Below are 15031 nucleotides of genomic sequence, written 5' to 3' on the forward strand. Positions count from 1 at the left end.
ATGAGCGTTAGTTATCAACTTGGTATTACTGAGAACTTTCCTTGCAACTACTTACCAGAGCAGCAAGAAAGGTTACTTGTTGCTACCGATCCTCGTTTACAAGATAGTAAGCATTATTCTTGGTTGATGTCGCAAGGTTTTAGACGAAGTGGTGAACAAATTTACAAACCTCATTGCTTAAATTGCCAAGCATGTCAGTCTTTAAGAATTATTGTAAACGATTTTCAACCGACTAAAAGCCAACGAAGGCTGATTAAAAAGTCTGCGAACTTAACTTTTAAAAAGAACAACCGCTTAAAAGACGAATACTATCCTTTATTTGAGCAATACATTAATACCCTCCATAAAGATGGTGCTATGTACCCTGCTACTTTGGCGCAATACAAAAGCTTTCTTTCATCACAATTAACAGCGCAATTATTTTTAGAAGTATTTGACGATGATAACTTAATTGCCGTTGCAGTTACTGACATACTGGATGAAGCTTTATCGGCTGTTTACACCTTTTACCACCCATCTTATCGTAAATTTGGTTTAGGTGTAGTTTCAATTTTAAACCAAATTAAAGTTGCGCAAGCGTTAGACAAAACATACTTGTATTTGGGATATCAAATTAACGAATGTCAAAAAATGAATTACAAGAATCGTTACTTTCCTCATCAAATACTAATAAAAAATCAGTGGCAAACGATAAATAAATAGCCAAGTTACTTTACTTTATTGAAACAATTCGGCATGATCTGCGCAGCTTTTTATTTATGCACACTTATAGAGGTTTGACGCCCAATGGCGAAAGAAGAAAATATTGAAATGCAAGGTACGGTTTTAGATACCTTACCAAATACGATGTTTCGTGTCGAATTAGAAAATGGACACGTTGTTACTGCTCACATTTCAGGAAAAATGCGTAAAAATTACATTCGTATTTTAACTGGCGATAAAGTGACTGTTGAGCTAACACCTTATGATCTCTCAAAAGGCCGCATTATTTTCCGTGCAAGATAAGTTAAGATACTTAAAAGAAAAAACCTGCTTTATCGCAGGTTTTTTTATGCCTATTGTTTACACAAACTAATGTTCAACAAGTTCTTTTTTCGATTCACAGTTAAGCACAAGTTTATCTTTCTTAACTGTCACTTTAACCAGACCACCATGAATGAGCTCACCAAACAACAACTCATTGGCTAGTGGTTTTTTCAGTTGCTCCTGAATTAAACGTGCCATCGGTCTAGCACCCATTGCTTTATCATAGCCATGGGTTGCTAACCATTTCTTAGCGTCTTTTGAAAGTTCTAAAGAAACCCCTTTTTCATCTAATTGTGCTTGTAATTCAACAATAAATTTATCAACAACTTGTTGAATGACATCATCAGTTAAATGATTAAACCAAACTATATTGTCTAAACGGTTTCTAAACTCGGGAGAAAATACTTTATTAATCTCTTCCATTGCATTAACGCTGTGGTCTTGCTGTTTAAAACCGATGGATTGACGGATGGTTTCCTGGACTCCCGCATTGGTAGTCAATACCAGTGTTACATTACGAAAATCAGCTTTTCTTCCATTATTATCCGTTAAAGTGCCGTGATCCATTACTTGCAACAAGATGTTATAAACATCTGGATGAGCTTTTTCGATTTCATCTAACAATACTACCGCGTGAGGATGTTTAATCACCGCATCGGTTAACAAACCGCCCTGCTCATAACCAACATAGCCAGGAGGAGCACCGATTAGGCGACTAACTGCGTGTTTTTCCATGTACTCTGACATATCAAAACGCAATAATTCTACCCCAAGGGTATTCGCTAATTGCTGGGTCACTTCTGTTTTACCGACACCGGTGGGTCCTGCAAACAAGAAAGAGCCTACGGGTTTTTGATCGTTGCCTAAACCTGCTCTTGATAACCTAATCACAGATGATAATTCATCAATAGCATGGTCCTGACCAAACACCACCAGTTTTAAATTTCTATCCAGATGTTTTAAACTATCTAACTCTGAGCTTGAAACCGACTTCTCTGGTATCCGAGCCATTTTAGCAACAATACTTTCTATATCATTATTATTGATGACCTTCTTACGTTTAGAAGGAGCAACGAGTTGTTGTTTAGCCCCTGCTTCATCAATAACATCTATTGCTTTATCCGGTAGAAAACGCTCATTTATATATTTAGCCGATAATTGCGCTGCAGCTCTTAACGCTTTGTTGGTGTAACGAATACCGTGGTGTGTTTCGTACTTATCTTTCAAGCCAATAAGTATTTTAGTGGTATCATCAACACTTGGTTCGACAATATCAATTTTTTGGAATCGTCGTGCTAACGCTCTATCCTTTTCAAAAATACTTTGATATTCCTGATAAGTAGTAGAACCTAGACAACGTAATTTTCCTGAAGAAAGTAAAGGCTTAATCAAGTTAGACGCATCCATCATACCACCAGACGCTGCACCTGCACCGATAATAGTATGAATTTCATCAATAAATAAAATTGCATTACCTTCTTTTTCAAGCTCTTTCAACAAGGCTTTAAAACGCTTCTCGAAATCACCTCTATATTTTGTGCCAGCAAGCAACGCCCCCATATCAAGTGAGTATATTGTCGTATCCGCGAGAAATTCAGGAACTTTGTCAGAAATAATCAAATTAGCCAAGCCTTCAGCAATCGCTGTTTTACCGACACCAGCCTCACCAACAAATAGCGGATTATTTTTTCTGCGACGACTAAGTACTTGTAAAGTACGCTCTAACTCATTATCACGACCAATTAGCGGGTCAATATTACCTTTTAAGGCTTCTTCGTTTAGATTTGTTGCAAAATTCTCTACCGTTCTAGGCTCTTCTTCTACCTGTGTTGATGTCTCTTCATGACTTTGATTAGTATCGGCTCTATCGACTTTAGCGATCCCATGTGAGATATAGTTCACAATATCTAAACGACTAATATCCGATTTTTTCAAGAAATAAGCTGCTTGAGATTCTTGTTCACTAAAGATTGCCACGAGAACATTGGAACCATTCACTTCACTTTTACCTGAAGATTGGACATGAAATACAGCGCGCTGCAATACTCGTTGAAAACCAAGTGTTGGTTGAGTTTCACGATCATCTTCGCCTTCTGGTATTACCGGAGTGGTCTCTCCGATAAAATCTAGCAATTCTTTTTTAAGCTTGGCCATATCAGCGCCACATGCTTTGAGTGCTTCGATTGAAGATGGATTATCCAAGAGTGCTAGCAACAAATGCTCTACCGTCATAAATTCATGACGTGACTCTTTAGCTTGACGAAAAGCCATATTTAGCGAAATTTCTAAATCTTTATTCAACATAGGCTACTCCAACTCTAAACCCTGTTTAATTTACGCTTTTTCCATCATACACTTTAACGGGTGCTGATTCTCGATGGCAAAGTTTGTTACCTGACTAACTTTGGTTTCCGCAACCTCTGCCGTGTAGGTACCACACTTTGCTTTTCCTTTGTAATGAATGTCTAACATAATATCCGTTGCTAAGACTTCATTCATATTAAAAAACTTTCTTAAGACCTCTACGACAAAATCCATTGGCGTATAATCATCATTTAACAGCATTACATTATACATTGGGGGCTTTTGAAACTTTTCAATCGCCTCCTCATCAAGTTCAACTTGATGATCGACTAATTCTTTCCACTTGCTCATAATTCTATATTAGTATTTACCTAGTTATTTTGCTGTAAAATTTTTAGATTTTTTTTCATTTTATTTGAAAAAAATATGGGGATTAACCTTGACTATTTCAAATATTTATCTACGATTTAAAACAATGGCTAAAATTTAGCCATTGCCATGTTAGATTATATGCTTTTGGGGAAGCATACTAAAATACCGAGTAATAGAGAAGGAAGTGGAAGTATGGCTCACGGTACAGTTAAATGGTTTAATAACGCAAAAGGTTTTGGTTTTATTCGTCCTGAGGATGGTGGAGAAGACATTTTCGCCCACTACTCTACTATTCAGATGGAAGGCTATAGAACCTTAAAAGCTGGTCAAGATGTAAGCTACGAGCTTAATGCAGGCCCTAAAGGGCATCATGCAGCAAGTATTACACCTACTGAAATTAAAGACTCAGACAACTAGTTAAATCTAATAAAAAAAAACACAGCACTTGCTGTGTTTTTTTATGCTTAAATTTTTACGTCTTTAGCTTTTTTGATAAAGCTATCGACCTTACATGTGCTCCATAATACATTCACCAAATTGAGAGCATGATACTAATGTGGCATTTTCCATTAAACGTTCAAAATCGTAGGTTACTGTTTTAGCATTAATCGCTCCACTAATGCCTTTTAGCAGTAGATCTGCGGCTTCTGACCACCCGATATGTCTTAACATCATTTCTGCAGACAAAATGACCGAGCTCGGATTAACCTTGTTTTTACCCGCATATTGAGGAGCGGTACCGTGAGTTGCTTCAAATATTGCTATTTGATCATTTAGATTCGCTCCAGGTGCAATGCCAATACCACCAACTTGTGCAGCTAAAGCGTCTGATAAGTAATCGCCATTGAGATTTAACGTTGCAATAACGCTGTACTCTGCAGGCCTCAACAGAATTTGCTGTAACATTGAATCAGCAATAACATCTTTTATAACGATTTCTTTACCTGTACGTGGGTTAATAATTTGACACCATGGCCCACCATTGATGGTTTCTGCGCCAAATTCTTCTTTAGCCAACTCATAGCCCCACTCTTTAAAAGCTCCTTCGGTATACTTCATAATATTGCCTTTATGAACTATGGTGACAGAGCTTCTATCTTGATCAATTGCGTACTGTATAGCTTTTCTAATTAACCGCTGAGATCCTTGTTTAGAAACTGGTTTGATCCCTACTCCACAATCCTCTTCAAAAGGAATATTCGTAACACCTAGTTGATTTTTTAGAAATGTAATCAATTGCTGAGCATTTTCAGAGCCCGCTTTGTATTCAATGCCAGTATAGATATCTTCTGAGTTTTCTCTAAAGATGACCATATCGACTTCATGGGGTTTTAATACCGGTGCTGGTACACCTTTAAACCAACGAACCGGACGCTGACATACAAATAAATCTAAAGATTGACGTAAAGTAACATTCAAAGAGCGCATACCTCCGCCAACAGGAGTTGTTAATGGGCCTTTAATACCGACTTTATATTCTTTGAACGCCTGTAGCGTTTCATCTGGTAACCAAGTTTCACTATCAAAAATTTGTGTAGCTTTCTCTCCGGCATACACCTCTTTCCAACAAATTTTACGATCACCGTGATAAGCCTTTTCTACTGCATAATTAACAACGCGTAGCATGGTCGGCGTGACATCTATTCCAATGCCGTCACCTTCAATATATGGAATAATTGGGTCATTGGGTACGCAAAGCTCTCCGGACTCTATTGAAATGGCATGGCCTTTTGTTTCTTCTATTGTGCTCATAGATATCACCTTCATCATTGGGTTTAACTAATAAGCTAATAGAATAAATAGTGAAACACTAATATAGTTTTGGTGATGTTCACTATAAACAAACTGAATAAATCAAACGGCCGTTTTAATCAGGGTTAAGCAAACTTCTTGGCTCTAAAATGTTCAATCAACTGCTGGATATCAGAAAATTGATACGGCTTAGCCACTTTTTGATCAAACATATAATCTGTCTGAACACTTAAATCTCCCGTTACGAGCACTTTGGGAATACTTTTATCCACAGCTTTGGCAACATCGTCTCCTGTCGTCGCTGGTAAACGATAGTCAATAAAAAATAAGTCGGGGGGAGTATCGTTAATTGCGTTAATTGCATCTTCAGGAATAGTAAACGTTTTGACGACAGTTTCATCATTACTTAAGAATTCATAAAATATTTCACAGAGATCTTGTTCATCATCTAAATAAACGACGTTAAATATCATACTAACCTTCCCAGTGTTGCTTAAATTTAATAACAAAACAGGTATTATTGCTATTTTCATCGACAGTAATTGTCGCATTGTGCTCATCTAATATCCCTTTCGTTATCGATAAACCTAATCCTGTCCCTTCAGATCGTTTAGTGGTAAAAAAAGGTTCAAAGAGTTTTTCTTTAGTTTTTTCGGGTATGCCACTTCCCGAGTCCATTACCATCAGGATGAGTTCATCACCTTCTTCAAGGGTAACTATCTTTATCCATCGTTGCTCTAAATTTCTAATCGCATCAACAGAATTATTAATGAGGTTAACAATAACCTGTTCAATCTCAACATCATCACAGTAAATATCACGATCAAACAAATTATCGTATACGACAGTAACGTCATGCCTTTTCGTTTTAGTTTCAGTTAAGATTATCGCTTCTTTGATTATTTTACTTATCGGGATATATTCAAATACTGAGCGTTCTGTCGCTCGTGAAAATTTTTTCAGACTTTTAACAATTCTTGCGATTCGGTCGGTTGATTTAGAAATTCTTGTAACAACATCATTGAGCTTCTCTGGTTCATACAAATACTTCCGTAATAATTGCGCAGAACCGGCAATAATAGCTAGAGGGTTATTAATTTCATGAGCAACACCAGCAGATAATTCACCTAATGAAGCAAGCTTAGCTGAATGAAAACTTTTTAATCTTTCTTGTTCGTATTTTAATTCTGCTAGTTTTTTTGCATCAATATCTTGGATAGTGCCTGATAATGATACGACTTTATCGCCATTATAATTTGCCTTACCATTGGTGAAAACCCATTTAATATTACCTTTTGCAGTCAATGCTTGTAACTCGAGCTCATATGGCTCACCAAATTCTATTGCTCGCTTTACAGCCTCATCAATAATTGGTTTTGATGATTCAGTAAATAGTGCTAACCCTTGAGAAAGCTTAGGGGAATTACTATCGTCTTTTTCATACTCTAGGATACTAAAGGTTTCATCGGTCCACGTTAAACTTCCTGATTCGACATCTAATTCCCAGCCCCCGACTTTTGCGCTAGCACTTGTTTCTTTTAAAATATTAAGCGTTTTTTCTAATTCCTTTTTCATGGCAACTTTTTCGGTAATATCAAAGCGAACCGCTAAATAGTGCTCAATCCGACCTTGCATATCAAAAAGTGGCGTTATAATGGTATGAACAAAATAGTACTCTCCACTCTTTTTACGATTTTTAATAACACCAGACCATGTATTACCTTTCGCTATTGTTTTCCAAAGCTGTTGGAAAAACGCCTTATCATGGCTGCCAGATGATAAAATTCGATGATTTTGGCCAAGCAATTCATTTTCATTGTAGCCACTGATCTGGCAAAACTTTTCATTAACTTCGGTTATTATGCCCCTTCGGTCAGTAACAGCGATAATGGTTTCTTTATTAAGTACTTGCTCTATCTGACGAAGTTTATGAAGCTCACGTCGTTTACCCGTAATATCTCTGCCTATTGCGTAAAACTGTTGCTTTTTTGAGTCTGCGGAAATTTTCCAAGATATTGTCAGCGAATTGTTATCCTTTAACGGAAAGCGGCTGTCTAACGTTATAGGAGTCGCTGATTTGTTAACTTTAAATAAAGCGGTTTTCAACTTATCTAAATCATCGACATGAGCCAGTTTAAATATATTTCCAGCGTGGTGAGCTGAAATTGCCAGTAAGTTTTCTTCAAAATATGGATTTGCAGAAAGAATATTCCCATCGATATCTAAGATGCAAATATAATCAGAGGATGTTAAAAATAACTGTCGCAAATCATTACTTTCTACATCTGATAGCGCCATGAAATTCCTTGTTCTATGAGATATGAAGCACAGTAGATACAAAATAACGTTTTACGAGCGTCTTGTGCTTTTTGTTTTATACTTGAGAATAAGTGTAGAAGGTAAATTTAAAACAAGCCAAATAAAATGCGATTAATTGAACAAAATCAATAAACTTCTTAACTAAAATGTTTGTTTGATGTGAGCATGAATAGTAAAAATATGTGCATTGGTTTTTCTTAATGTGAAAAAAATAAACTGATAAGAAAAACTAGCAATATTTTTTGATTAACATTTTTATCATGGTTTATGATAAATGGTACCCGGGGCCGGACTTGAACCGGCACGCTGTTACCAGCGAGGGATTTTAAATCCCTTGTGTCTACCAATTCCACCACCCGGGCTTAAAGGGAAGTTTTTTATCGTAGATATTGGTCACCTACGCTCTAATATAATATTAGAAATTGGAGCGGCTAACGAGACTCGAACTCGTGACATTCACGTTGGCAACGTGATGCTCTACCAACTGAGCTACAGCCGCTTTACATTTTCTTCGATAATAAGTTGGAGCGGCTAACGAGACTCGAACTCGTGACATTCACGTTGGCAACGTGATGCTCTACCAACTGAGCTACAGCCGCTTCATTTACTTATCTATCGATAAGGTTTTCTATACAACCCAACCTGCAATAATGAAATGGTACCCGGGGCCGGACTTGAACCGGCACGCTGTTACCAGCGAGGGATTTTAAATCCCTTGTGTCTACCAATTCCACCACCCGGGCATTATGGAGGCGGGTCCCGGAGTCGAACCGAGGTCCACGGATTTGCAATCCGCTGCATAGCCACTCTGCCAACCCGCCGTTTCAATCACTACGAGCTGAGTAGTATTCCTTTGGAATTCTCTTTTAAAGAGAAGTTGGAGCGGCTAACGAGACTCGAACTCGTGACATTCACGTTGGCAACGTGATGCTCTACCAACTGAGCTACAGCCGCTTCATCAATTGACTCCCTGTCAACTGGAAACGCATTCTACATTGAAAAAATAAGGAGTCAACCATTAAATTTCAAATTTATTTCAACTGGTTAAAAAGCAGCTAAAACGGCGTTTTTTTGACTAAATCCTTAAGCTATTCAAGTAAAGATTGCTTAAAAGTTACCCTTTTAACTCTGGCCACGCAGCTTTAAAATAAATTATCATCGACCAAAATGTTAACACTGTTGCGATGAAATAAAATGCATAAGCAGCAAACATTAGAATTTCGTGAGGGAAGTAAAAGAATATCAATGGAATATCATAATCAGGTCGCCAAATTAACCCCATAATACCCAGCATTTGTGCCGCTGTTTTATATTTACCTAGCGTAGAAACAGCGACAGAATCTCGTTTACCTCGAGAAGACATAAACTCCCGTAACGCACTGATAAATATTTCTCTAGAAATCATTATCATCGCAGGGATAGCAACCCACCAAGTGCGGTAATCTTCTACTATCATTATTAACGCCGCCGCTACCATAAGCTTATCGGCTACTGGATCAATAAATGCACCAAATGCAGATGATTGGTTTAACTTTCTGGCGAGGTAACCGTCTAGCGCATCACTTATTGAAGCCAACCAAAAAACAGCAAAAGCACCAAAATGGCTCCAACTTAATGGTAAATAGTAAACAATAATAAATACAGGAATTAAAACTATTCTAAATAAGGTTATTTGGTTGGGAATTGTCCACATACGTTTCACTTCTTTATTATCACCTAATGACCTGCTTGCACATCAGCCTTTGAAATGGCAAACACATACTAAGCGTTATTGTCGCTATTCTACACAACAGTTGAGCTACTTGTCATGTAATGCTTGATAAATTGTCGTTGCCAGAGATTCACTAATACCTGGCACTTTGATTAGCGTTGTAATGTCAGCTTGTAAAACTTCCTGCATACCACCGAGATACTTAAGTAATGCTTGCCTTTTCTTAGCACCTACTCCTGGTATTGATTCCAATGCTGATTTTTTACTTTGTTTTTGCCTTTTGGCTCGATGCCCGGCAATAGCGAAACGATGCGACTCATCTCGTATATGTTGAATTAAGTGCAGCGCAGGAGAATCAGCGGGAAGATTAATTAGCTGATGACTACCCGCTAATATCAATGTTTCTAACCCTGGTTTACGTGATTCTCCTTTTGCGACCCCAACTAATAACGGAGTTTTATCAAGAGTAAGGTAACTAAATACAGATTCTGCACGAGCTAACTGCCCTTTGCCACCATCAATAAAGACAATATCGGGAATTTTATCTTTAGCCGATTTTTGATAGCGTTTATTTAGGGCAAATTCCATCGCCGCGTAATCGTCACCAGGGGTAATGCCAACAACGTTATAACGTCGATAATCACTTTTTAACGGCCCTTCCTGATTAAAGACAACGTTTGAGGCAATGGTTTGTTGCCCCATGGTGTGACTAATGTCAAAACACTCAATTCTATTTATACCGCCATCGAGTTCAAATACTTCGTTTAGTTCTCTAAATCGAGCTTGCATTGATTCCTTGTGACTATTTTTGCTACGTAAGGCATTTTCAGCATTAACTTTTGCCAACTTTAAGTATTGAGCCCGCTCAGAGCGCACATTGGTAGACACTTTAACGGTATGTTGGGCTTGCTTTTCCAGTAATTCTTTAAGATCATTTTTATTGTCTATGTCACAGCTGAGTACTAATTCTTTAGGAATTTTTCCCGTATTTACTTGTTCACCCAAGTAGTGCTGACAGACAAAGGCCAATGCTATTTCACTTTCTTGACTATCAGCAGGTATTGAAGGGAAATAACTTTTACTGCCTAAGATTTTATGATCGCGAATAAACAAAAGGTGGACACAGGCTTGATTTTTATGACGATAAATACCAATCACATCCATGTCAGAAGCTATACCACTAACAAACTGCTGTTGCTGAACTTTTCTTAATGTCGAGATCTGATCTCGCAATTTAGCGGCTTGTTCAAAGGCTAAAGACTTACTTGCATGCTCCATTTGTTCGACAAGTTGTGTAACCACTTCAGAGCTTTTTCCACGAAGAAAAAGTTTTGCTAATCTCACTTGCTCTTGATAGTCAGTATCAGAAATTTTATCGACACACGGTGCTGAACATCTTTTCAATTGATATTGTAAACAAGGGCGACTCCTCGCTCGATAATAACTATCTTCACATTGGCGAATTGGAAATAGCTTTTGCATTAAGCGCAAGCTTTCCCATACGGCTCCTACCGTTGGATACGGTCCAAAGTATTCACCTTTTACTTTTTTACCACCGCGATGAGCACTAAGTTTTGGATGGCGATGATCGGTAATCAATAAATAAGGATATGATTTATCGTCCCTCAGTAAAATGTTGTATTTTGGTAAATACTTTTTAATGTAATTATTTTCTAGAAGTAAGGCCTCGCCTTCGGTTTGAGTGATCGTAACGTCAATAGCCGTGATTTGTTTGACTAAAGCTCTCGTTTTATTGCTGCCGACATCTTTTCTAAAGTAGCTGGCTAAACGTTTCTTTAAGTTTTTTGCTTTACCAACATAAATGACTTCTCTATCGATGTTATACATACGATAGACTCCTGGCTGATGACTTACCGAGGATAAAAATGCTTTATGATCAAATTCTATTGATAGCTCTTGAGACACTATAGTTTTTCGGTCTTTAACATTCCATGCCGAATGGCGAGATGGGTAAGCTCAACATCGTTGCTAACGTTCAATTTCTCAAACATCCGATATCGATAGCTGTTAATGGTTTTTGTACTTAACACTAACTGTTCAGAAATATCGGGGACTTTTTCCCCTCGAGTTATCATTAACATGATTTGTAACTCACGTTCAGATAAGACATTAAAAGGGTTTTCATCGTTTGATTTAAATTGGCTAAGCGCCATTTGTTGCGCAATTTCGGGAGTGATATAACGTTGACCGCTATTAACTGCTCTAATTGCATTGACCATTTCATCTGGTCCTGCACCCTTAGTTAGGTAACCCGCAGCCCCGATTTGCATTACCTTAGTTGGAATAGGATCTTCACAATAAACCGTTAAGACAATAACTTTTATATCAGGTGAATAACGTATTATTTTTTTTGTTGCTTCTAAACCTCCGATGCCCGGCATATTCATATCCATTAGCACAACATCGGGTTGCGTTGTTCGGCAAAACTGTACGGCTTCTTCCCCAGTCTTCGCTTCACCAATCACTTTTAGACCTTTTACTTCGTCGAGTATTTTTTTTATACCTGTACGAACTAATTCATGATCGTCAACTAATAGAACATTTATCAATGGAGATTACCTTTATTAACACGCTAAATAGGTGGCTATTTATAAAAATAACTTGGTAAGAATATAGCGAAACACGTTTTAGTACAATTGATTTTAATGGCAATACGCCTTAGTAAACCCTATTTATTTATCGTTTGGACAAAATGTAACCTTTATTATAGCTCGTGCTTGGTTAACCATTTATTTAAAAGCCCAATTTGACCATTTTTATAAGCGGCATAGGTTAATCTAATCGCATTACTTAAAATAGTTGAATCAGACCATTGGGTTTGCTCTGCTATTTTTTCATAACAAATTTTTGCTTCTGGCGTTAAATAACCTCGCAATTCTTGCTTTCCTTTTAATTTTTGTCGTTCTCGATAACGTTTTTGCTTTTCTGCATTACTTAACGGCTTTTTTTGGGGAGTTTCTTTTACATCTATGTTTTCATTCATGTTTTACATAAACCTTTCGTTACGCGTAACTTAATTATAAAAAATATTAGCGAAAAAAGTAATAAAAATTTTAAATAATCAACTGTTCAGAGTTGTCTAGCGTACAAGTGTTCGCTAAAGTAGCGCCTGAAAAATTTAAACTACGTGGATTCATTTTTCCTATGGAACAAAAAAACGCTTATTCTAAAGAAGACCTAATTCTAGCTGGCACTACAGACTTCTTTGGTGAAGGTAATAGTAAGTTACCTGCTGATAATATGTTAATGATGGACCGCATTGTCAAAATAAATGATGATGGCGGCGAATATGGTAAAGGCGAAATTATTGCTGAACTCGATATCAACCCTGATCTTTGGTTTTTTGATTGTCACTTTAAAGGTGATCCTGTTATGCCTGGCTGTCTTGGCTTAGATGCCATGTGGCAATTGGTTGGTTTTTACTTAGCATGGTCTGGCGGTCCAGGCCATGGCAGAGCATTAGGTGTTGGAGAAGTAAAGTTTACAGGACAAGTTCTTCCTACCGCGAAGAAAGTTACCTACAACATTACCTTAAAGCGTGTAATAAAACGAAAATTATTCATGGGTATAGCTGATGGAACGGTTTCTGTAGACGGTCGTGTAATCTATACAGCTACTGATTTAAAAGTTGGCTTATTTACAGATACGACCGCATTTTAAACAATCTTAATTGTTAGTAATAAAAAAAGCACTGTTAAGTGCTTTTTTATTACTTAAATTAAGTTTAATTTATTTTTGTTTGAATAAACCCTTTCTTCGAACCAATCCTAACAAAAATAAACCGAGCAACGCTGTATAACTGGTTGAAGCGCCTTGACGCTCTATTTTCTCTTCTACTTCGCTACAATCTTCTATCTCACCTTCAATTGGTGCAAGTTTTACCGCTCTTAACACATCTTCCATTACTTGCTCGCCACTTTCGTCGTAATAAAGCTCTCCTTTAGCGTTTCTTCGAGGTGTTTTTACAACCGCTGTTGCTGAGATTTCATTATTTTCATTGATAGAATTAGCATCTATAATCGTATATTCAGAAAGACATGGTAAAAAATCATTTAAATCTGTAAAAGTATCAGTCTCTATCTCATACATAAAGCCGTGAGTTCTGCGAGCTTTACGTGCGCTACTATGAGTTTCAACCTCGCCTTTACCAACGATTATGCCATTTTCATTAATCGCATTAGGTTCACTCGAAGAACCATTGAAAAAACCATCGGGAAAATTCATTAATAATGAATCTGAATTTGTGTCTACATAATAGAATTTCTTGCGCTCAGAGCCGTTAACAAAAACATTTAGATAGCCTATGGCAAAACCTGCATCATTAATCGCGGTTGCTCTTGAGTCGGAGTTTCTATTGTCTACCCTATCATCTGCATATTTACTATCTTGAAAATTAAATGGAATAACTTCATCGTTAATAAACATCACCGAATAAACGTTGGTAATTTTATTTGAAAGCGGTGTTTTAATATTATTTTCTAAACCGCCAAGCGCATAACCAACTGCAACCCCGCTGCTATTGACACCAAGCGCATAACTTGCAAATTCTCTAGGGTCATCCTCTTCCGGCTGTGCTAAACGCCCCAATGCTTGCTCTGATACCACCCCATTACTATCAAGAAGCCATTTAAAGGCTTGAGCATTATAAATATTACGCTCTGAGTATTGTTGAATACATACTTCTAGTGGTTGATTCTCTAATGTTTCAGGTTTTGAACAACCATTTTCTTCATCGTTAATATAGTCAATTGCTTCTTGTGCGACTTCTGTACTAGCAAAGCCCACCGCGTAACCATTGTTACTCATATCAAATATTGACGATTGGCCGCCATAAGTTGATTCAGGAGGTATTATCGGAATGATGGTTTCGCCGCTATCTATTGAGTAGTAGCCTCTTGTTGAGTAATCCCTAACCCAATAAGTAATAACTTCACCATCAGATAAGGTATGCTCCAGCGGCAAAAAAGGAGCTGATGCATAGCCATACAACCAACCCTGCTCAGTTATACCGTTTACATGATCTTCTGTAGAGCGAGAATACCTGCCAGTATCAGTGATCTTTTCATCAAAAATAACAATTTCTCTCGTTTCTCCACCATCATTAATTAAGGCTGCGGTATTGCCAACTTTTTGATAAAGTAGATCAGTCGATTTATTTTGAAGATAAAGTACCACCCACGCGAGATCGTTTGCCGTTGGATTTCCTGCACGAAGTAACGATTCATCTTCAATATTTTCTAAAAAAAACTGATTCTCATGGTTGCTATCCGCTAATGATACAATAGCGTCATAGTCAGTCTCTTTTAGATATTGAAACTGAACAGGAAAATTGTAAAAGTTTGTTCCTTCAATAACCATCTGGCCCATATTATTTTCTTGCTTGCCATAGGTGTATTCCAACGAAGAAGCAGCTCCTTTGTCGATAACTTGGTAGGTAGCCGCCTGAGCAAATGACGCGCTTAATATCGTGGATAAACTTAGTGCTAACACTGAAGTTGCAAATTTTTTCATGTAACTACTTAACTC

General features: G+C 37.4%; 14 protein-coding genes and 6 tRNA genes. 4 read left to right on the forward strand and 16 right to left on the reverse strand.

Annotation, left to right across the window (positions count from 1 at the left end):
• A complete protein-coding gene (locus tag ACSLUH_RS05280; protein ID WP_448565263.1) occupies positions 1-702 on the forward strand; it encodes an arginyltransferase in 702 nt (233 codons plus the stop codon).
• An 84-nt stretch (positions 703-786) separates the two neighbouring features.
• A complete protein-coding gene (gene infA / locus ACSLUH_RS05285) occupies positions 787-1005 on the forward strand; it encodes a translation initiation factor IF-1 (RefSeq protein WP_011043571.1) in 219 nt (72 codons plus the stop codon).
• A gap of 66 nt (positions 1006-1071) precedes the next feature.
• On the opposite strand, the gene clpA is transcribed toward infA, so the two are convergent.
• Together clpA and clpS are read right to left on the reverse strand one after the other, a co-directional pair.
• Complete coding sequence (gene clpA, locus ACSLUH_RS05290) at positions 1072-3330, reverse strand: ATP-dependent Clp protease ATP-binding subunit ClpA (protein ID WP_448565264.1); 2259 nt, start codon at positions 3328-3330, stop codon at positions 1072-1074.
• 30 nt (positions 3331-3360) lie between these two features.
• Positions 3361-3681 (reverse strand): ATP-dependent Clp protease adapter ClpS, encoded by a 321-nt coding sequence (gene clpS, locus ACSLUH_RS05295; protein ID WP_448565265.1) that lies wholly within the window; start codon positions 3679-3681, stop codon positions 3361-3363.
• 213 nt (positions 3682-3894) lie between these two features.
• On the opposite strand from clpS, the gene cspD reads away from it, so the two are divergent.
• The gene (gene cspD / locus ACSLUH_RS05300) at positions 3895-4119 is read left to right on the forward strand and encodes a cold shock domain-containing protein CspD (protein WP_448565266.1); all 225 of its coding nucleotides are present in this window, start codon (positions 3895-3897) and stop codon (positions 4117-4119) included.
• A 90-nt stretch (positions 4120-4209) separates the two neighbouring features.
• Here the strand turns inward: cspD and icd are convergent, their stop codons facing one another.
• The 13 genes from icd to ACSLUH_RS05365 form a co-directional block, all read right to left on the reverse strand.
• Positions 4210-5454: an NADP-dependent isocitrate dehydrogenase gene (icd, locus tag ACSLUH_RS05305; RefSeq protein ID WP_448565267.1), complete on the reverse strand. Its 1245-nt coding sequence runs from the start codon at positions 5452-5454 to the stop codon at positions 4210-4212.
• Between the two features lie 125 nt (positions 5455-5579).
• Positions 5580-5927 carry a response regulator gene (locus ACSLUH_RS05310; RefSeq protein ID WP_448565268.1) on the reverse strand — a complete coding sequence of 116 codons (348 nt, stop codon included), beginning with the start codon at positions 5925-5927 and terminating at the stop codon, positions 5580-5582.
• 1 nt (position 5928) lies between these two features.
• Positions 5929-7752, reverse strand: a complete 1824-nt coding sequence (locus ACSLUH_RS05315) for a PAS domain S-box protein (protein WP_448565269.1) — start codon at positions 7750-7752, stop codon at positions 5929-5931.
• A 296-nt stretch (positions 7753-8048) separates the two neighbouring features.
• Positions 8049-8135, reverse strand: a tRNA-Leu gene (locus ACSLUH_RS05320).
• A 61-nt stretch (positions 8136-8196) separates the two neighbouring features.
• A tRNA-Gly gene (locus tag ACSLUH_RS05325) sits at positions 8197-8272 on the reverse strand.
• A 24-nt stretch (positions 8273-8296) separates the two neighbouring features.
• Positions 8297-8372, reverse strand: a tRNA-Gly gene (locus ACSLUH_RS05330).
• A gap of 57 nt (positions 8373-8429) precedes the next feature.
• Positions 8430-8516, reverse strand: a tRNA-Leu gene (locus tag ACSLUH_RS05335).
• Positions 8517-8520: 4 nt separating this feature from the next.
• A tRNA-Cys gene (locus ACSLUH_RS05340) sits at positions 8521-8594 on the reverse strand.
• A gap of 57 nt (positions 8595-8651) precedes the next feature.
• A tRNA-Gly gene (locus ACSLUH_RS05345) sits at positions 8652-8727 on the reverse strand.
• A 160-nt stretch (positions 8728-8887) separates the two neighbouring features.
• Entirely contained in the window at positions 8888-9466 is a 579-nt protein-coding gene (gene pgsA, locus ACSLUH_RS05350; RefSeq protein WP_448565270.1) for a CDP-diacylglycerol--glycerol-3-phosphate 3-phosphatidyltransferase, read from the reverse strand.
• Positions 9467-9571: 105 nt separating this feature from the next.
• Complete coding sequence (uvrC, locus tag ACSLUH_RS05355) at positions 9572-11410, reverse strand: excinuclease ABC subunit UvrC (RefSeq protein ID WP_448565271.1); 1839 nt, start codon at positions 11408-11410, stop codon at positions 9572-9574.
• On the reverse strand, positions 11410-12054 hold the full coding sequence (gene uvrY, locus ACSLUH_RS05360) for a UvrY/SirA/GacA family response regulator transcription factor (RefSeq protein WP_448565272.1): 645 nt from the start codon (positions 12052-12054) through the stop codon (positions 11410-11412). The genes uvrC and uvrY overlap by 1 nt, the downstream gene beginning before the upstream one ends.
• A 155-nt stretch (positions 12055-12209) precedes the next feature.
• Positions 12210-12488: a RepB family protein gene (locus ACSLUH_RS05365; RefSeq protein ID WP_448565273.1), complete on the reverse strand. Its 279-nt coding sequence runs from the start codon at positions 12486-12488 to the stop codon at positions 12210-12212.
• A 161-nt stretch (positions 12489-12649) separates the two neighbouring features.
• On the opposite strand from ACSLUH_RS05365, the gene fabA reads away from it, so the two are divergent.
• Positions 12650-13165 (forward strand): bifunctional 3-hydroxydecanoyl-ACP dehydratase/trans-2-decenoyl-ACP isomerase, encoded by a 516-nt coding sequence (gene fabA, locus ACSLUH_RS05370; RefSeq protein ID WP_448565274.1) that lies wholly within the window; start codon positions 12650-12652, stop codon positions 13163-13165.
• Between the two features lie 69 nt (positions 13166-13234).
• Here the strand turns inward: fabA and ACSLUH_RS05375 are convergent, their stop codons facing one another.
• A complete protein-coding gene (locus tag ACSLUH_RS05375) occupies positions 13235-15016 on the reverse strand; it encodes a DUF3466 family protein (RefSeq protein WP_448565275.1) in 1782 nt (593 codons plus the stop codon).
• Positions 15017-15031 lie beyond the last annotated feature (15 nt).

It is taken from the genome of Thalassotalea ganghwensis (assembly GCF_053485795.1).